The sequence below is a fragment of the Bradyrhizobium denitrificans genome, assembly GCF_013179005.1.
GTDB lineage: Bacteria > Pseudomonadota > Alphaproteobacteria > Rhizobiales > Xanthobacteraceae > Bradyrhizobium > Bradyrhizobium denitrificans.
This window is the reverse complement of the sequence record NZ_JABFDP010000020.1, coordinates 84,220-102,878: the sequence shown is the minus strand read 5'-3', so window position 1 is coordinate 102,878 and position 18,659 is coordinate 84,220. Positions and strand designations below refer to the sequence as shown.

The following is an 18,659-nucleotide window of genomic DNA, read 5'->3' as shown; positions in this document are numbered from 1 at the left end:
TTGAAACAGTCAGGTTAGGCCGTACCCATACTGATTCTGTGCAGATTCGTCCGCGCCCCGTCATGTCCCTATTGCAGTTAATGATGTTGTTCGGGCTTGCTGCGGCCTAGCGCGTAAAACTCGGCATTGGGGCGCATGGTTAAGTTGGCCATCCGGCTGCCATGAGCAAAAAACGCCGTTATTGCGCCAATGTCCCAAGTGTCTTCATCACTGAAACCGTGCTCAAGCAGCGCTTCAAAGTCCTCATTACACAGTGCGTGAGAGGTGGTCGCCACTTTCACGGCGAAGTCTAGCATCGCAAGCTCCCGCGGTGACAGATCTGCCCTGCGGTAATTGAGAGCCACTGGGTCCGCGATTTGTGCGTTTTTGGCACGAAGTCTCAAGATAGCGCCATGATGCGCTACGCAATAAACGCAGTGGTTTATCGCGGTGGTGGCCACAACGATCATTTCCCGCTCTGTCTTGGTCAGCCCACTGGCTTTCGGCATCATCAGCGCATCGAAATAAGCAAAGAAGGCGCGGAATTCGTCTGGGCGGTGTGCCAAGGTCAGAAACACGTTCGGAATAAAGCCGAGTTTTTCCTGTACGTTGACAATCCGCAACCGTATGTCGTCGGGTAATTCGTCAACGCTTGGCACGGGAAACCGGCTGACCGGGTGGTCTTGCATGGCGGGATCCTTTGTTTTCGGATGCTTCACAATGCCTGCAACAAGTCGGCCGCCTGGAAGAAGTGGGCACCGGAAGCGTCGAGAGTTCTTCAGCTTGATTGCAACTCTCTTGACCGCAATGTTACTTACCACTTACGACGTCGCTGTGCTTTGACCTGCCTCAAGCCGCGTTCTTGAATTTGAGCTGATCTACTCAGTGATGCTTGAACCAGCCGACGCCCTTGATGTCATTCCACGAATCCGTCCGATGGCACAGGAAGCACTGGTTGACCTGTGCATGCTCCTGGCCGGTGACACCTTTGTCCATCATCTGGAAGTGCATCATGTAGTGGCTTGGCGGCGCCTGATGGCATTGCGCGCAGTCCTTGGAAGCCGGGGACGGGTGCAGGAACCCTGCAATTCGCCAACTACCGGTCTCATGACAGTTGGCGCATTCCCGGCCGAACAGATCCCGATGCGGCTCGCGGTTGCTGTGACAGCTTGCGCAGTCCAGCCCGGTCTTTTCTGCCAGCCGTGATACAGGCAATCCGAGAAAACCCTTCAAGTCGTCGACCATCTGGCGGGGCACGCTCGGATGGCTCTGCTCGCCCGATTTCAGATGTGAACCAATTCCAAGTAGCGCGGCGTGGTCCATCTTGATCGGACGGATGGCACCGGCGTGCTCCACATGACATCCGCGGCAGTCCTGAACGTCGGCATGAAATGCGGTCGGTTGCTTGGCGAGGTCGGCAGCGGCCGTCGAATGGCAGCCAATGCAAGCGGCTGCCTCTACGCCTCGCGTCGGCGCGTGACATGATTCGCAGTTTCCTGCCAGGAAGCGGTGCTTTTCGGAGAGGGGGCCGGGCAGGAAGAAGGCCTGCCAACGCGGAATCGACGCAGATCCGGATTGATAGAGGGAAACTATGGTTGCCGCGCCGCCAACGAAGGCGATCGTGATCAGCACCGCGTACCAAAGGCCAGCCTTCGTCACGATATCCACCGCAGCCCGTAGTAGATCTCGCCGGCGACGTGAAGCGCTAACAGTAGATACATCAGGATTGCAGTGGTCACATGGGCGACGATCCACGGCATGAACATTCGCTTTACCATCTCGCGCGATCCGATGGCGTATTCGAGATCGGCTATGCCTTCCACAAGTCTTAGGATGGGCACACCCTGCGGAACCGAATCGCGGAAGGGCGGCCCTTCGGCATCGGAGGATTGTTTATCTGAAAGAGCAACTGCCGTCCGATCATATGCAGTTCGCAAGGTTGCCAGCCGAGATTGCTGCTCACGCAGCTCGATCGACGTCTGGGGCAGATAGTATCGGCCGACCAATCCGGTGACGACCACCAGGAGCATGCTGACAACGAGCGCGATGCCGAGCGGGCTCTGATAATTATGCCCGGTGTGAAGAATGGCCAGAAAGGCGCCGAAGACGCCGGCGTAGACGTGAAAGGCGAGTAGCGCCCGCATCGATGCAAGCCGCGCAATCAGCGATCTGAAGGACATGCTGTACTTGGCGACCGGATAGACCAACAAGGACAGCATCAGGGCGGCCGCAGCGGCGCCAAGCACGAAGCCCGACAGGCTGCCGGCAAAGCGCGGCGAGCTATGGAGAACGAACGCCGGCACCAGAAAGAGCAGGGCGGTGAGGACCGCGCCAACGGTCACGCGTTCGTTCTCGCTCATATCAAGCCTCGACGACCAGATTGCCGATCGATTTTGCCTGGCAGGCCAGGATGATGCCGTTCGCCTTGTCCTCCGGCGTCAAGGCCTCCTCGACCTCCATGGTCACATTGCCTTCGAGAAGCTTGGTCTTGCAAACGCCGCAGACCCCGACGCGGCAGGAATAATCGATGGGAACGCCAATGGATTCGGCGATCTCTAGCACGCTCTTGTCCGGCGGCAGCGGGACGACCTTGTCCGATTTCGCAAACCGGAGCGAGGCGGTAGCCGGGCCGATCGCCGACACTCCAATGGGTGGTGCGCTCACCGTCCCGGCGGCACCGGAGACCTCGCGGATTCCGGCGACCTCCGTGAAGCCCGGAGGGGGCACCGCGCCCAAAGCGGGACCGAAGGCTTCCGTCTTAACCTGCGCCGAAGGTATCGCGAGATCAGCCAGAAGTTTCCTCATTGCTTGCATCATGCCTGGCGGACCGCACAGATGGACACGGCGCTTAGCGATGTCGGGTACCGACTGGATCAGGAATTCTCTGTTGATCGGGCCTTCGGCCCCCATCCAGGAGGTGCCGGCGCTGCGCGCCATCGTCGCCGCCACGTGCAGATTGTGCATTTTCCGCTGGCGATGCTCGAGCTCGTCGCGGAAGATGAACTCCTCGGTCGACCGGGCCCCATAGACAAGATAGATCTCGCCGTTCCAACAAGTGTCTGCGAGGTAACGGATTGCGGCCATCAGCGGCGTGATGCCCACACCGCCGCCGATCAGTACGACGCTGTCAGATTCCACGCCGGTGAAAGTGAAAACGCCGGAAGGCGCTATCACATCGATGAGGTCTCCTTCGGAAATCTGGTCGTGCATGAATTCGGAGAAGACGCCCTTCTCTTCACGTTTGATCGTGGTCTCCACGTAAGCGGTTTGGGCGGCAGAAGAGGCGATAGTGTAGGACCGCCTGACGCGCTTGCCGTCGATATCGGCCGAATACGTCAAGAACTGACCCGGGGCGAAGGAGAACGGAATCGGTCCTCCCTGGGGGTCCCTCAGCCGAAACGTCTTCACCTGCGGAGTTTCGCGGAATATGGCTGCGACCCTCAGTTGCCCCTTCCACAGCCCGGTGCGAGGTGAACTGGCGGGCGCAACCGTCGCCTTTGACGATGCCGGATCGGCGGCGGCAACGCCGGACGCGCCGGCTGCGGGGGAGCCAGCCGTTGGAACTGCTGGTACGGCAGGAGCCGATGTACCCGGAGCGGGTCGAGCGCCTGTCAGCCGATCGATCAATGCGTTCGCACGGCGCATTCGGGAAAGATAAATCGCCAGCATGGCCGCCGCGAACGCCGTCACCAGCGCCATCGTGACCAGGTGAAACCAAGATAGACCGAGGGGGCCGACGGGATCCTGTATCACCGTATCCGGCGCCAGGTTCATCTCTCCCTTGAACCAATCCAGCGCGATTTGCCGCGGCGGCTTTCCCTCGGAGAGCGATCGAAGGATCGTGTTGCCGCTCTTCACCTGAGCCAACGCGTCGCGCATGCGCGAGGTGGCCTGTTCGGCACCTACGCTGTCTCCTGCGGCGTTCGCATGGCGAAGTGCGTTTTCAGCACTGGCTATCTCCTCGGTCCCCGCGTTGATCCAGGCGCGCGCCTGTGCTTCGATGCGTTGGCGCTGTTCCGGAGAGAGGTTCGGCATCGCCATCAGCGACGCGTAGAATTCCTTGCGCGAGGCGCCCATGCATCCCGCACCCATGCACCCGCCCATCATTCCGCCCATGGCGCCACCCGCGCCGGGGGCACTCGAGCCCATTCCGGGCATCGACTGAGCCGGGCTCGGGCTGCCTACAGGTGAATTGCTCTGCGGAGTCGGCGGGGTGGCTGGCGGCGATATCGTAGGTGTGTCGGGAGTGCTCGCCCCGCCCTTGGGGTGGTGCTCAGAATGCCCATCAGGGGCCTGCGCTATGACCGCTCTGTGTGGATCATCGTTAAGGGGTCCGCCTGTTCCGATCCAGCGCGATGGGAGGCTCGACGCCGCCGAAGTAATATCCGGAGCGCTGTTGCCAGTTTGCTTGAGATGACTGAGGGCCGGATGGACCCATGCGATTAGGATGCCCGCTGCCAATAGGATGCGCGCCACTTGGTCTGGCATGGACTGCACCCGCCGGTTTTATCAGAACGTGGCGATCAGCGGCAGCAGGATCGTATCGGCGGTCTGTTTTTGAGCTTCATTCAGCGTGGGATAAAGCCTGGTAAATGCCGTTCGGGCCGACCTCACCGCCTCAAGGCGTTCGGCCAGGTGGCGCTCATAATGCTCGATCCGGTCTGCGGAATTCGTCTTGTCGTCCATGACGAGGAGCTTGCGGGCATCGACCAGATGCTGCCGTCCCGACCGTAGGGAGTCCGCCAAAGCATTCCAATCGGCCATCTGCTTATCGGTGATCTGCATCTCTGCCTTCAGAAAGGCGATCCTTCCCTCGATACGCTCCGTGACGTCCGTTGTGCCGGAGGTGGCACCCATCCCCGGCATCGAGCCCATATGGCTCCGCATCATCTTCTCCATCATCGTCATCATGCCGTTCTCCTGCATTTGCGCAGGTGGCTTCATGCGATCGTCCATCATCATACGGTCCTGTCCCGCCTTTTGAGGCTGACCTGCCGGCGGATTCATGCTGCCTGGCTTCCCCATCGGATCTGGCTGCATCGGCTTCATGTCGTCCATCGCAAGAAGGAGCCGGGACGGGGTTTGGCCGTTTGCCGAATTGCCGGCATGTGGTGCAGCAAGGATCGCCAGCGCAGATGCGAGGCCCAATAGAGTGCGGAAGGTGCTCATACTATTTCTCCATGCATGCGTCGGATCGAAGAGCCGTAGCGGCGATCCGCAAATCCTAACCCGAGGGACGCCTAGAGATTTGATTTGGGTCAAAAACCGAAACGGGTCTGTCGCTAATGATTGCTTAAGCATCGACGCCCGTGGATGGGTGACGCCCTTGTATTCGCTTGCGGGTGATATGAATCAAGGCACGGGCCGGTAAACCGCTTAGCTTGAACGGCAATTTTGCACTCACAGGCTAAAGACAGGCTGGATCTCATGCCCAAACGCTCATCGGAAGCGGCCCTAGATGTACGCGCGACCGCCCGGGAGCGTGCACCCGGTCTCGTTGAGAGCGCTTCCCCGCACGGTGATCGTGCAAATTACTCCAATTCGTTCCCAAGCATTTGGGATCTCCTCGTCTATCAACGAGACTGCTGGGAACGAGCTATCCTCTTCTGGGATACATTGCGTGAGCGGGGCGACAATATGCTTGAGCACGAACGGCTCGGCCTGCCTCCTCTGCTCGACTTTCGCACCGAGACGCTCCTCGACGCACGGACTTTTCAACGGCCCGTCAACTACGTGCTGCTGAGCATTTCCTCATCGCCGGTTGAAGCCGAGCCCTGCCACCATCCTGCCAAGCCGCCGGTCATCATAATCGATCCGCGTGCGGGACATGGTCCCGGCATCGGGGGCTTCAAACAAGACTCCGAGGTCGGAGTAGCGCTCAACGAAGGGCATCCCGTTTACTTCGTTTCCTTCCTCCCGGAGCCGTGCCAAGGGCAAACCCTCGGCGACGTGCTGCAAGCATTGCGCCGCTTCGTTGAGGAAGTCGCAACGCGTCATCCAGGCCAGCCCCCGGTGCTCTACGGCAACTGTCAGGCCGGCTGGGCAGTGACGTTGCTCTCCGCGGATTGCAACGGTCTGGTCGGACCTGCAGTGCTCAATGGATCGCCTCTTTCCTATTGGTCGGGCGAAGCAGGAGTGAATCCAATGCGACTCTCCGCCGGGTTCACCGGCGGGGCCTGGCTGACCCATCTCATCGCCGACCAAGGCGACGGGCGGTTCGACGGCGCGTGGCTTGTGCAGAATTTCGAGAACCTCAAACCCGAATCGGTTTGGGAGAAATACGCCGGCCTGTTTGCAGACATCGACCACGAACGTGAACGCTTTTTGTCGTTCGAGCGGTGGTGGAACGGCTACTACTTCCTCAGCCGCGAGGAGATTCTGGCCATCGTCGAGAACCTATTCGTCGGAAACAAGCTCGAGCGCGGTCTTCTCAAGATATGTCACGGCTGCTTCGTCGATTTACGCCGGATCCGGAATCCGTTGGTTATTTTTGCGTCGTACGGGGACAACATCACACCGCCACATCAGGCGATCGGTTGGATACCGGTCGTCTACAAGACGACCGACGATCTCCGCGCCGCGGGCCAGCGAATCGTCTTCCTCACAAACCCTCACGTAGGACACCTCGGCATCTTTGTTTCGGCCGCGGTGGCTCGCTTCGAGCACCGGGCCATCCTGGAGAGCATGGCGGAAATCGAGGCGCTGAGCCCGGGCTTCTATGAGATGAAGATCGAAAATCCGACGGGGGACCCGGATTGCCGCAAACCGCACTACTCGGTGCGCTTCGAGTCTCGGCGTGTCGAGGACCTCCATTTTTCCGAAGATAATGCTGCCTTTAAGCGAGTGAACGAAGTATCCGAGGCGACTGAACTTCTCTACAACAGCTTTTTCAGCCCCTGGGTGCGGATGCTCTCCAATCCTTGGACCGCCGAAGCGGCGAAGTGGCTGCACCCAATGCGGCTTAGCCGCTATCTGTTCTCGTCCAGCTTTTCTCCAGGACTCCGTGCCATAGCCGGAGTTGCGGAAAGCCTGCGCAGGACGCGCCAGCCGCTCCCTTACGATCATCCAATGCTCGCTAACGAACGGGCGTTGATCGAGGGCACCACCGCAATGCTGGAGGCTGTTCGGATGCGGCGCGACTCCTCGCTTGAAGCCGCGTTCCGACTGCTCTACGGAGGGGACACCGAAAGTGCTAAGCAGAAGAGGCAGGCTTGAGCGCTCGCTACACAACGAGCCACTTGTGGTCCCGCAGCGAGTGTGTCGGTCACAGGCCGCCGTCTTTTGTTTCGGTCGCGTCGGCGCGCTCGCGCCGCCAAGGCAGTCGGCCGTCGATTTCGATCTGAAGCGAAAAGCTCAGGAACGTACGTATCACGATGATCAAGCCGAGAACCGCAAGCCGCTCGAAGGTCGGCACGATGGCAACCATGCCGATGATGTCTGCTGCGATCAAAAATTCGAGGCCGAGCAGGATCCCGCGCCCGAGATTCGCCCGATAGGATCGGAAAGCGCCGTGCCATTCACCCCGATACATCTGCCGCATGGACCACACGCTCGCCGCGATCACGCCGCCTATGATGACTGCAACCCCGAGGACCTCCACGATTGAAGCAATCCAATGGAGCGTATGCAGCACGATGGCCCTGGCCTCCATACTGAGGACGAACTCGGAAGTCAGCATTTCGGCTCCTTGTCAGTTGCGTGCTTTCCGCAGCCATGGCCGAGCGGAGACGGTGCTGCAGCCCCCGCGGGTGGCATAGTGCTTTGCGGCGTCGCCAACGCGAGCCTATCGATTTTCTTCGACCAGGAGCGATAGTAGGCAACACCGGTCATGATCGACAGGCCAGCGGCTCCTACCAGCATCTGGACATGGAAAGAGTTCGACGTGGTCTCCAATACGAAGTGGGCAACGAAGGAAAGAAAAACCCCGACGCAGAAGACCTCCAGCGATTGTTGGCCACACTTGATGACTGGACGGAATACCGGCCAGCCAAGACCCGACCAGTCGAACGGGATAAATCGGACGACAAGAAGGGCCAATGCGAGAAGGTGCAGGATCCGATAGGGAGCAAGATTGGTCTTGTCGTTGGGCCGGAAGGCCTGCGTCAAATCGCTCACAATTGGAGCGTCCAACTCGGGAATGAGCGTCGCGAGCGTTGCCACCAGCGCAAACAGCAGGAAAGCGGCGCTAAGGACCAAAGGAATCCGGGCAGTCACGATGGGACGGACGGTCCGGGCTCCCCCAGCCGCAAGCCATGCACCCAACACGAACAGCAGTTGCCATGTGAACGGATTGAAAAACCAGTCACCGGACGGATAAGAGGGCAGATTCCAATGAAGAAATCTGGCGGCAAAATAAAGCAGCAGCGATCCGGCGAGCGCCCAGTTTCTATGCCGTAGCATGAGCCACAGGACCGGGGGATAGGCCCCCATCAAGACGATGTACAGAGGAAGCACGTCGAGATTGAGCGGCTTGAACTTCAAGAGGAGCCCCTCGGTCAGTGTCTCCACCGGGAATTCCATCAAGCGCGCGACGTTGAACTGGTCCATCAGGTGGGGAATGTCGAAACGGTGCGCCAGGTAATGGACCGACGTGAGATAGAATATGAACAGAAGTACATGGGCGACGTAGAGTTGCCAAACGCGTCTAAGCAGTCGCGTAGCGCCGATCACGAAACCGCGTTGCACCATCATCCTGCCGAAAACCAGGGTGGCGGTGTAGCCCGAGATGAAGACGAACAGATCGGCCCCGTCGCTGAAGCCGTAGTTGCGCGAGGTCAGCCATGCGAGCGCGGTGCCCGGGATGTGGCCGAAGAAGATGGCCCAGTTCGCCAATCCGCGAAAGAGATCGAGCCGCAAATCTCGCTCGAGCGACGGGACAAACAGCGTCATCTATTGCAATTCCGGGCGTGCTGGTGATGCCGATCTATTTCACCGAAAACGCGCTCGGATTTGATCCACATCAAAAAGTCATCCTGCATTCGTCCTAACCTGCCTCCAGGAAGTACCCAGCCCCGCTTCCGATGGGAAAAAGCCTGCAGGCGTTTGTCTGCAGGCTTTTTTGCGCGCGTGGACGGGCGCTGAAGCGTTAGAGCTTCGTCACCCGAAGGCGCAGCGCGTTGCCGACGACGCTCACCGACGAGAGCGCCATCGCTGCGGCGGCGATGATGGGCGAGAGCAGTATCCCGAATGTCGGATAGAGAACGCCGGCCGCGATCGGGACGCCGGCCGCGTTGTAGATAAACGCGAAAAACAGATTTTGTCGGATGTTGCTCATGGTGGCCTCCGACAGCTTGCGAGCCCGGACGATGCCACCCAGGTCGCCTTTCAGCAGGGTGACGCCAGCGCTTTCCATCGCGACGTCGGTCCCGGTGCCCATCGCGATACCGACCTCGGCGGCGGCGAGGGCCGGCGCGTCGTTAACGCCGTCGCCGGCCATCGCCACGATCCGGCCCGCTTTCTGCAACCTGGCGACGACGGCGCTTTTCTGGTCCGGAAGAACTTCGGCTTCGACGTCCTCGATCCCGAGCTGTCGTGCGACAGCTTTGGCGGTGGTGCGGTTGTCGCCGGTCAGCATGATGACCTTGACGCCTTCCGCCTTCAGATCCTTCAGCGCCGCCGGCGTCGACGCCTTGACCGGGTCCGCGATCGCGAACAGCCCGGCCAGTTTGCCGTCGACCGCCATGTTGATCACGGTGGCGCCTTCACCCCGCATGCGCTCGCCCTCCGCCTCCAGCGACTGTGTCGCGACGCCCAGTGATGCCAGGAAGTTCGCGTTGCCTAACAGGATGGATTTTCCTTCGACCTTGCCGACGGCGCCCTTGCCGGTCGGAGAATCGAACTCCTCGACCTTGCTCAGGACCAACTTGCGGTCGTTGGCGGAACGGACGATGGCGTCGGCGAGGGGGTGCTCGCTGGCCCGTTCGACGGTGGCGGCAAGGCGCAGAAGTTCGTTCTCGTCGTGACCCGGGGCGGGAACGATCGAGACCACCTTCGGCCTGCCTTCGGTGAGCGTGCCTGTCTTGTCCACCACCAGCGTGTCGATCTTTTCCATGCGTTCCAACGCTTCGGCGTTCTTGATGAGCACGCCGGCCTGGGCGCCGCGGCCGACGCCGACCATGATCGACATCGGGGTGGCGAGCCCGAGTGCGCAGGGGCAAGCGATGATCAAGACGCTGACGGCGGCGACGAGCCCGAAGGCCATCCGCGGCTCGGGTCCGAAGTAGGCCCACGTGCCAAATGCGATGAGCGCCACGGCGATGACGGCCGGAACGAACCAGCCGGCGACCTGGTCGGCGAGTCGCTGGATCGGCGCGCGCGATCGCTGCGCTTCGGCGACCATCTTGACGATCTGGGAGAGCAGGGTGTCGCGGCCGACCTTGTCGGCGCGCATGACGAAGCCGCCCGACTGGTTGAGGGTGCCGGCGATCACCTTGCCTCCCACTTCCTTGGTGACGGGCATGGATTCGCCGGTCACCAGCGATTCGTCGAGCGACGAACGGCCTTCGAGGATGACGCCGTCGACCGGCACCTTTTCGCCGGGTCGTACCCGCAGCCGGTCACCGACGGCGAGGCTCTCGATCTGGACTTCATGGTCGGAACCGTCGTCGCCGATACGGCGGGCGGTTTTCGGCGCCAGCTCGAGGAGGGCCTTGATCGCTCCGGAGGTGGCTTCCCGGGCCCGGAGCTCGAGCACCTGGCCGAGAAGGACGAGGACGGTAATCACGGCAGCCGCCTCGAAGTACACGGCGACCGCGCCGCCGTGGCCGCGGAAGGTCGCCGGGAAGATGCCCGGCGCGACGGTGCCTATCAGGCTGTAGACGTAGGCGACGCCGGTGCCCATCGCGATCAGCGTGAACATGTTCAGGTTGCGCGTCACCAGCGATTGCCAGCCGCGCACGAAGAAGGGCCAGCCGGACCACAGTACGACCGGGGTGGAGAACACAAGCTGGATCCAGTTAGACAGCGTCTGGTCGACCCAGCCGTGAGAGCCCACCAGATGGCCGCCCATCTCCAGCACGACGGGCGGGATCGAAAGCGCCAGACCGACCCAGAAACGCCGCGTCATGTCAGCAAGTTCGGGATTGGGCGGCGCATCCAGGCTCGCGACCTCGGGCTCCAGCGCCATGCCGCAGATCGGACAGTTGCCGGGACCGACCTGGCGGATCTGCGGATGCATCGGGCAAGTGTAGATCGTCCCGGCCGGTACTTCGGCAGGCGCTTTCTCGTTCGTGTTGCCGAGGTACTGCTCCGGAGCGGCCTCGAACTTGGAGCGGCATCCGGCCGAACAGAAATGATAGGCTTTCTCGCGGTACTTCAAACTGTGCTTGGAGGTCGCCGAATCGACGTCCATCCCGCAGACCGGGTCGCGAACGGTCGTTGCGGCTCGATGCTCATGATGAACATGGCCGCCGTGGCCGCTATGATCATGTCCGCCGCCGCAGCACCCGCCCGCTGCCTTGGGGGTCGGACCGCTCGCAGCGACCCCTGGGCCGGGAGCCTTCGATGAACAGCCGCAGCCGCCGCCGGAAATCGCATCGCCATCTTTGCCCATGTTGCTCTCCATGACCGCTTGCACCCCGTACCCGCAGGGGGTATATAGAACCTATGCAAAAGGCCATCAAGGACTCATGTAAAAAACGCCTCGGCCGGATCGAGGGCCAGGTGCGCGGTCTCTCGAAGATGGTCGAGGACGACCGCTACTGCATCGACATCGTCACGCAGATCTCGGCGGTGCGCGCTGCGCTGCGCCGGGTCGAGGAGGAGGTTCTCAAGGATCACGTGTCCCATTGCGTGGAACACGCCATCTCCAGCGGCGACAAGGCGGACCAGCGAAGGAAGATTGCTGAACTGATGGCCGTCGTTGGACGGGCCGAAAGATGAGGTTGAAACTTTCCCATTCGCCGAAGGTTCCACCTTGGCTTGGGCCCGGTTTGCGTCTAGGTTTTGCGAATCTTCGCCCATCGGGCGGCAGGGAGCCGAGCGATTGATGCTGAGCCGACTAACCAGGAGCAGGAGACTGATGGCAGGGCGGTTGCTCGCGCTGGCCTATCTTTTCTGCGTTCTGGCGCCGGCGATGTCGTTCGCCTTCGCGGACGGCGCCCGCGCCGCGCCGTGCCTGACCGAGAACGAACACGGCGCCGGCATCGTGCACGTGCACGAACACGGTGTCGTCGCGCAGCACGTCCACGCAGACGGCCGTTCGCACGACCATTCCTCGATTGCCGTCGCTTCGGCGCTCGATAACTTTGCCGCTGCGGCAGCTGATCCAGATACATTGCCGCTGGACCACCACAAGTCTTCCGGCGGACAGTGCTGCGGCATGGTGTGCGTGAGCGCATTGCCGGCCACCTTGACCGAGTTCGTTCGGCCGATTGCTCCGCGGTCCATCTGCCTTTCGGCCGACTATCGGGCGGTAGCCGACAACGCGCCGCCGCAACGCTATCGTCCCCCCATCGCCTGATCTGACCGTCTAGACGCGGTGCCGCGCCCGTGGAGGGTTCGCGCGCCTGTGGTCCATCGTCAGTTCAGGGGAAAGACATGCGTACGCAGTTTGGGGCGAAATTCGCCGCCGTTCGATCGGTGGCGGGGAAACAATTCAATTTCAAATCGGGTGTTCTTGCGCTGGCCTCCGCGGCGGCCTTTGCGCTGGGCGGCTGCATGCCCGTGACGGTGCCGCTCGCGGGCGCCGATCCGGCGGACCCCAACGTAAAAGTCGCTGGCGTCGGATACCGGTCCACCGTCGCTCCATACACCCGGCTCCGCCCCGTCGCACCGGCCGGCTGGAGGGAACAGAATCAAAGCGTCGCTCCGACGCCGAAGCCGAGCAATTAGGGGGCGGCGATGAACCGAATTTTTTGGCCCCTCGTGCCGCAATCGATTCATTCCCGGTCCCGGGCTCAGCGTCTGGCAGCGTTTTTCGCGGCAACCCTTCTGTCCGGATGTGCGTCCTTTTCGCCCGATCGGGGGATGGGCGTCGTTGCCGATGTTGCGGATCAGACCATCAAAAAGGGCGTAATATCGATCCGGACCGAGAGCGATGCCGCACACGCACAGGACGTCGTGCGAGGATTGCTGCGTCGGAGCCTGACGGTCGACAGTGCGGTTCAGGTCGCGCTTCTCAACAACCGAGGGCTTCAGGCGGCCTATAACGAGCTCGCGCTGGCCGAAACCGACTTGATAGCCGACAGTCTGCCACCCAACCCGACGTTCTCGATTTCGCGCATCGCCGGAAATGGGGCCTTGGAAGTCGAACGACGCGTCGTCGGCGACATCCTTGCGCTGGCGACCCTTCCGTTCCGTTCGGACATCGCGCGCGAACGCTTCCGAAAGGCTCAGCTTCGCGCCGCCGAAGAGACGCTGCGGCTGGCGGCCGAAGTCCGGCGGGCTTATTACCGCGCCGTCGCGGCCAATGACCTGATGGTACTATTTACCGATGCAAAGTCGACTGCGCAATCCACGGCTCAGCTTGCGGAAAAGCTTGGCCGGACCGGCTCGTTGAACAAGCTCGACCAGGCCCGCGAACAGGCTTTCTACGCCGAAACCACCGCCGATCTGGCCGCGCTGCGGCAGGAGGCGACGAGTTCGCGCGAGCGTCTGGTCAGGCTTCTGGGGCTTTGGGATGGCGACATCGCCATCCGGCTGCCGCAGCGGCTGCCGGCTTTGCCCGGTCGTCCGCGCTCGCTCCCGGGAATCGAGGTCGATGCGGTGGCGCATCGGCTCGATCTGCAGATGGCCCGCATCGAGTTGGCGGCGCTCGCGAAGTCGCTGAATCTGACGCAGGCGAGCCGCTTCGTGACGCTGATCGACGTGGCGGGGATCGACAGAAAAACGCGCGATCCGGAGGGCCTGCCATTCAAGGAGCGCGGCTTCGACGTCCAGTTCCAGATCCCGATCTTCGACGGCGGCGAGGTCCGTGTCCGTCAAGCCACCGAGACCTACAACCAGGCGTTCAATGTTCTGACCGAGAAGGCCGTCAACGTCCGCTCGGAAGCAAGGGACGCCTACCGCGTCTACCGCTCGACCTACGACATTGCGGGCCACTACCAACGAGAGGTTCTGCCGCTTCGACAGATCATCACCGAGGAGATGCAGCTTCGCTTCTCCAGCATGCAGGTCGACGTGTTTGCGCTGCTGACCGAAGCGCGACAGCGGCTTGCGGTTCTGCGTGCCGCCATCGAGGCGAAACGCGAATTTTGGCTGGCGCAGTCCGAATTGCAGACCGCCGTGAACGGCGGTGGCCGACGCTCCGGCGACGAGCAGCCTTCAGGTTCACGATCCACGACCACGGCCCAAGCCGGCGGGGCGCATTAGAGGAGACGAAGATGCTATCGCGAAGAGGATTTCTCGGGACGGCGACACTGGTGAGCGCAAGCGCCGTGAGTGGACGGGTGCAGGCCGCCGCTATTCCCGAGGCGCCGATCATGGAGAAGACGGTGATGCAGCCGCCGCTCCATCCAACGTCGGGTCCGGACTACCGGCCGGTCGTCACGTTGAACGGATGGTCGCTGCCGTGGCGGATGAATGGCGACTGGAAGGAATTCCATCTCGTCGCAGAGCCGGTCGTACGTGAATTTTCCCCAGGAATGAAGGTGCATCTATGGGGGTATAACGGTCAATCACCAGGCCCAACGATCGAGGCAGTCGAAGGCGATAAGCTGCGCATTTTCGTCACGAACAAACTGCCTGAACAGACGACGGTCCATTGGCACGGTGTGCTTTTGCCCAACGGCATGGATGGCGTCGGTGGACTCAACCAGCCCCACATTCCCGTGGGCCAGACCTTCGTCTACGAGTTCCAGATGAAGCACAGCGGGACGTTTATGTACCATCCGCATTCGGACGAAATGGTTCAGATGGCAATGGGCATGATGGGAATGATCGTCGTGCATCCGCGCGATCCCAGCTTCCGTCCGGTCGATCGAGACTTCGTCTTCATCATGAGCAGCTATCTGATCGACCCGGGCACTTACCTCCCAAAAGTGACTGAAATGACAGACTTCAACATGTGGACCTGGAATAGCCGCGTGTTTCCGGGCATCGATCCACTCGCGGTGCGGCTAAACGACAAAGTGCGAGTGCGCATTGGCAACCTCACCATGACGAACCATCCCATCCACCTTCACGGGCATAGCTTCTCCGTGAGCTGTACCGACGGAGGCTGGGTACCAGAAAGCGCGCAATGGCCGGAAACGACGATCGATGTACCGGTTGGCGCCATCCGCGCGTTCGATGTTGTCGCTGACAATCCTGGCGACTGGGCGTTCCACTGCCACAAGTCGCACCACACCATGAATGCGATGGGACACGACGTGCGCAATTTCATCGGCGTGTCGAAGAAGGACCTAGCAAAAGCCGTCGGCAAACTCGCGCCCGACGCGATGGTCATGGGATCGACGGGCATGGCGATGGGGGAGATGGAAATGCCCGCACCCGACAACACATTGCCCATGATGACCGGCTCAGGCCAATTCGGTCCCATCGAGATGGGCGGCATGTTCACAGTCATGAAGATTAGAGAGGGGTTGGCGCGGGACGACTACAAGGATCCGGGCCCCTACAAATATCCTGCAGGGACCGTCTCCTTTCCAGTCGACGCACCTTCGGAGCAGCCCATGCGCAAGGATAAACCGGCGAGTACGCCGAAGGACGGCGATATGAAGGCTATGAAAGGCATGAAGGGAATGAAAGGCATGTAGTCGTCAGGAAACAACGGCCGCTTCAAGCAACAACAGAGGAACAAGACAATGAAACACGCCACGATCTCGCTGATCGCGCTCGCCGCGGTGACGTCGATCTCCGCCATCGCGTGGGCAGGCGAGGGCCCTAAGGGCCACAGCCACGACGATTCTTTTTCAGCCGGCGAACCCGGCGATCCCAAGAAGCCGGCGCGCATCGTTCAGGTCACGATGGGCGAGATGGACCAAAAGATGATGTTCATGCCGATGAAAATCGATGTGAAGAAGGGCGAACAGATCAAGTTCGTTCTGCGCAACAATGGAGAGCTCGAGCACGAATTTGTGCTTGCAACGACCGCGGAGAATCTGAAGCACGCGGAAGCGATGAAGAAAAATCCGGACATGGAGCACGACGACCCGAACGCCAAGAGGCTTGCGCCAAAGAAGACGGCAGAGATGGTCTGGAAATTCAGCAAGCCCGGCGAGTTCGAGTTTGCCTGTCTGATTCCCGGGCACCGAGAGTCCGGCATGACTGGCACGCTCACGGTGAAGTAATACCAGCACGAATCAACCTGAATACAAAAAGGAAAATTTGTATGGGACAACTCAAGATTGCCGTCGTCCTTGGTTCGATCCTCACCTCCGCCGCGGCATTCGCGCAGAACGCCATGGTCCAGGGCGAGGTGAAAAAGATCGATGCAGTGGCCGGAAAAATTACGCTCAAGCACGGACCGATCAGGAACCTTGAGATGGACGCAATGACGATGGTCCTGCGCGTCAACGATCCAGGCATGCTCAAGAACTTGAAGGTAGGCGACAAGGTCAAATTCGAAGCCGAGCGCGCCTCGGAGGGAGTGACCATCACGAAGATGCAAAAGTCCAAGTGACCGGAGGTCGCTCGAATCTCGCTAACGAGTAAATAAGATAGGCGGGTATCAATGGGGTTATATGCAGATCAAACCGTACATGGGAGTTCAAGATGAAGGCAAATAAGTTCGCAATTATCGCGCTCGCGCTGTCACTCGCGTGGCCGTCCGCTGGCGCATTGGCGCAGGCCGCGATGGCTAACGGCGAAGTCAAAAAGATCGACGAAGCCGCCGGGAAAATCACCCTCAAGCATGGTCCGATTAAGAACCTCGATATGAACGAGGACGGAATGACGATGGTGTTCCGCGTCCAGGATCCTTCGATGCTCAAGCAGGTGAAGGTGGGCGACAAAGTTCAGTTCGAAGCCGAGCGGGCCACCGCCGGCATCACGATCACGAAGATGCAGAAGGGAAAGTAAGGGCGGAAGCATCCGGCGTCATGACGAAGCCCTTCGCATGGCGCCGGAGTTCCGGTCGAGATTGGAGAAACGGATGGAGGCATTGTTGCGCCGAACCGACGAAGCCGCGGCAGGACGATCGCTCTCTCTCGATCGCGGGAACGGAATGCTCACCGGCGCGGGCGCGCTCGATCGCATCGCGCTGCTGGCGTTGCAGGCGGGATCCCTGTTGACGCAACCATACGGACATCGCGGCTACAGGCTCGGGTGCAAGGCAGTCGCCAACTTCGTGTCACGGCGCGACATCGTCGTGCGACTGAACGAGGACGCCGAATTCGCGATACCCTTCTGCGACGGATACTGGAGCAGATTGCTCAACCGAAGATACCATTATGAGGAGGAAATCGAAGCCTTCTTAAGGAGCGCCAAAGACGTGAGATACTCTTTCGTCGATTGCGGGGCCAACTTCGGCTACTGGTCCGTGCTCGCATCGAGCCGGCCGTTCGGCGGTCAGCAGACGCTTGCCATCGAAGCATCTCGCGATAACGCGAAGCGGCTTGCGACCAACGCGCTCCTGAACGGCGACCGTTTCCGGTGGCTCAACGCCGCCGTAGGCGAAAAATCCGGTGGATTCGCGCGCATCACCGGCGCCAGACACGAAGCATTCGGAACGCTCGTCTTGGCCGAGCCCGAGTCTGAAGCCGTGCCCGTCGTTTCGCTGGACGGCCTCGCCGCTGACAGCCTGATCGATCCGGTGCTACCCGTCGTGATCAAGCTCGACGTCGAGGGGGTCGAGATCGAAGCCTTGACCGGCGCGCAAGGGCTGCTTCGGCGCGATTGCGTCGTCATTTGCGAAGAGCATGGGCTCGACCGGACGCACGGCATCACACGACATCTGATCGACGCGCTGGCCCTCAGGGTGTTCGCGTACGACGAGGCCGAACGTCGTTTCATGCGGCTCGACCGAATTGAGCGCCTGGACCGTATCAAGAAACACGCTTGGGTCGGCTACAACGTCTTCGCGACCTCCAGCGCGCTATGGGAGGAGCGGTTGCTCGCGGCAACATGGAGGCATCGATGATCGCTTCGCCGCCGCCCATGCGCTGCCTGGCCACAAGAGAGCGGCGCGACGATCGTTCCGTCTGCGACAGCCCGGATTGCCGTTCATTACCGCGACGCTGCGGTGATTTCCATTCAATGATAAACGCAGGAGGCCATCCGTAGCGCCCACGTTTTGAACATACATACACCGTCGAAAATCTCGTGAAGTCCCGTTGACAGCGCGCGCTGGTGCTTGCCTGAACACCAGACGAGTCGCTCGTTCCGTTGTTTTCGAAGTTGCGGAACAACCGTTTTCAGCGGTCGTTTGTCAGCGTGCTTTCAATCAACGGAGAATGTGATGACACGAAATATGTTGAAGATGCCCGTTGCCACCCTCGCGATCCTACTAGCGCTGACGATGCCGTCGTTCGCCGAGGAGGCCGGTCAGGCCTACATGAAGTCGATGGAAAAAATGAACGCCGACATGAAAAAAGGAATGGATCCGGACGCGACGAAGGCGTGGGCGAAGATGATGGTTGCTCACCATCAGGGTGCGATCGAAATGTCGCAGACGGTACTGAAGGAGACGAAGGATCCCATGATCCGCGAGATGGCGGAGAAGGCAGTCAAGGATCAGACGCAAGAGCAGACGACGCTGAAGGAATGGATCGGCAAGCACGGAGGTTAACCGGCCCGGACCA

The 18,659-nt window shown here is 60.8% G+C and carries 19 protein-coding genes; 11 read left to right on the top strand and 8 right to left on the bottom strand.

What is annotated here, in order from left to right:
- Positions 1 to 77: 77 nt before the first annotated feature.
- The 5 genes from HL671_RS22770 to HL671_RS22750 all read right to left on the bottom strand — a co-directional run bounded on the left by HL671_RS22770 (position 78) and on the right by HL671_RS22750 (position 5,148).
- A complete protein-coding gene (locus HL671_RS22770) occupies positions 78 to 668 on the bottom strand; it encodes a peroxidase-related enzyme (protein WP_172238835.1) in 591 nt (196 codons plus the stop codon).
- Between the two features lie 193 nt (positions 669 to 861).
- A complete protein-coding gene (locus HL671_RS22765) occupies positions 862 to 1,638 on the bottom strand; it encodes a cytochrome c3 family protein (protein WP_172238832.1) in 777 nt (258 codons plus the stop codon).
- Positions 1,635 to 2,339, bottom strand: a complete 705-nt coding sequence (locus HL671_RS22760) for an iron reductase (RefSeq protein ID WP_172238829.1) — start codon at positions 2,337 to 2,339, stop codon at positions 1,635 to 1,637. Before HL671_RS22760 ends, HL671_RS22765 begins: the two co-directional genes overlap by 4 nt.
- Before the next feature lies 1 nt (position 2,340).
- Complete coding sequence (locus HL671_RS22755; protein ID WP_246579422.1) at positions 2,341 to 4,056, bottom strand: 2Fe-2S iron-sulfur cluster-binding protein; 1,716 nt, start codon at positions 4,054 to 4,056, stop codon at positions 2,341 to 2,343.
- Positions 4,057 to 4,488: 432 nt separating this feature from the next.
- Positions 4,489 to 5,148 (bottom strand): Spy/CpxP family protein refolding chaperone, encoded by a 660-nt coding sequence (locus HL671_RS22750; protein ID WP_172238823.1) that lies wholly within the window; start codon positions 5,146 to 5,148, stop codon positions 4,489 to 4,491.
- A gap of 258 nt (positions 5,149 to 5,406) precedes the next feature.
- Here HL671_RS22750 and HL671_RS22745 point away from each other — a divergent pair, with 258 nt between their 5' ends.
- Positions 5,407 to 7,194, top strand: coding sequence for a DUF3141 domain-containing protein (locus HL671_RS22745; protein ID WP_172238820.1), 1,788 nt, complete (start codon positions 5,407 to 5,409; stop codon positions 7,192 to 7,194).
- A gap of 49 nt (positions 7,195 to 7,243) precedes the next feature.
- Here the strand turns inward: HL671_RS22745 and HL671_RS22740 are convergent, their stop codons facing one another.
- The 3 genes from HL671_RS22740 to HL671_RS22730 form a co-directional block, all read right to left on the bottom strand.
- Positions 7,244 to 7,657 (bottom strand): DUF1622 domain-containing protein, encoded by a 414-nt coding sequence (locus HL671_RS22740; protein WP_172238817.1) that lies wholly within the window; start codon positions 7,655 to 7,657, stop codon positions 7,244 to 7,246.
- The gene (locus tag HL671_RS22735; RefSeq protein WP_172238814.1) at positions 7,651 to 8,868 is read right to left on the bottom strand and encodes an OpgC domain-containing protein; all 1,218 of its coding nucleotides are present in this window, start codon (positions 8,866 to 8,868) and stop codon (positions 7,651 to 7,653) included. The genes HL671_RS22740 and HL671_RS22735 overlap by 7 nt, the downstream gene beginning before the upstream one ends.
- Positions 8,869 to 9,064: 196 nt before the next feature.
- Entirely contained in the window at positions 9,065 to 11,530 is a 2,466-nt protein-coding gene (locus tag HL671_RS22730) for a heavy metal translocating P-type ATPase (RefSeq protein ID WP_172238811.1), read from the bottom strand.
- Positions 11,531 to 11,583: 53 nt separating this feature from the next.
- Between HL671_RS22730 and HL671_RS22725 the strand changes: the two genes are divergently transcribed.
- The 10 genes from HL671_RS22725 to HL671_RS22680 all read left to right on the top strand — a co-directional run bounded on the left by HL671_RS22725 (position 11,584) and on the right by HL671_RS22680 (position 18,646).
- Positions 11,584 to 11,859, top strand: a complete 276-nt coding sequence (locus HL671_RS22725; RefSeq protein ID WP_172238808.1) for a metal-sensitive transcriptional regulator — start codon at positions 11,584 to 11,586, stop codon at positions 11,857 to 11,859.
- A gap of 139 nt (positions 11,860 to 11,998) precedes the next feature.
- On the top strand, positions 11,999 to 12,439 hold the full coding sequence (locus HL671_RS22720; protein WP_246579421.1) for a hypothetical protein: 441 nt from the start codon (positions 11,999 to 12,001) through the stop codon (positions 12,437 to 12,439).
- A gap of 77 nt (positions 12,440 to 12,516) precedes the next feature.
- Positions 12,517 to 12,810 carry a hypothetical protein gene (locus HL671_RS22715; protein ID WP_172238802.1) on the top strand — a complete coding sequence of 98 codons (294 nt, stop codon included), beginning with the start codon at positions 12,517 to 12,519 and terminating at the stop codon, positions 12,808 to 12,810.
- Between the two features lie 18 nt (positions 12,811 to 12,828).
- Positions 12,829 to 14,289 carry a TolC family protein gene (locus HL671_RS22710; protein WP_374050117.1) on the top strand — a complete coding sequence of 487 codons (1,461 nt, stop codon included), beginning with the start codon at positions 12,829 to 12,831 and terminating at the stop codon, positions 14,287 to 14,289.
- A gap of 11 nt (positions 14,290 to 14,300) precedes the next feature.
- Positions 14,301 to 15,674 carry a multicopper oxidase family protein gene (locus HL671_RS22705; RefSeq protein ID WP_172238796.1) on the top strand — a complete coding sequence of 458 codons (1,374 nt, stop codon included), beginning with the start codon at positions 14,301 to 14,303 and terminating at the stop codon, positions 15,672 to 15,674.
- Between the two features lie 48 nt (positions 15,675 to 15,722).
- On the top strand, positions 15,723 to 16,208 hold the full coding sequence (locus HL671_RS22700; protein WP_172238793.1) for a cupredoxin domain-containing protein: 486 nt from the start codon (positions 15,723 to 15,725) through the stop codon (positions 16,206 to 16,208).
- Between the two features lie 41 nt (positions 16,209 to 16,249).
- Positions 16,250 to 16,540 (top strand): copper-binding protein, encoded by a 291-nt coding sequence (locus tag HL671_RS22695; RefSeq protein WP_172238790.1) that lies wholly within the window; start codon positions 16,250 to 16,252, stop codon positions 16,538 to 16,540.
- Between the two features lie 92 nt (positions 16,541 to 16,632).
- Positions 16,633 to 16,938, top strand: coding sequence for a copper-binding protein (locus tag HL671_RS22690; RefSeq protein WP_172238787.1), 306 nt, complete (start codon positions 16,633 to 16,635; stop codon positions 16,936 to 16,938).
- 73 nt (positions 16,939 to 17,011) lie between these two features.
- Positions 17,012 to 17,998 carry an FkbM family methyltransferase gene (locus HL671_RS22685; RefSeq protein WP_172238784.1) on the top strand — a complete coding sequence of 329 codons (987 nt, stop codon included), beginning with the start codon at positions 17,012 to 17,014 and terminating at the stop codon, positions 17,996 to 17,998.
- A gap of 318 nt (positions 17,999 to 18,316) precedes the next feature.
- Positions 18,317 to 18,646, top strand: coding sequence for a DUF305 domain-containing protein (locus HL671_RS22680; protein WP_172238781.1), 330 nt, complete (start codon positions 18,317 to 18,319; stop codon positions 18,644 to 18,646).
- Positions 18,647 to 18,659: the final 13 nt, after the last annotated feature.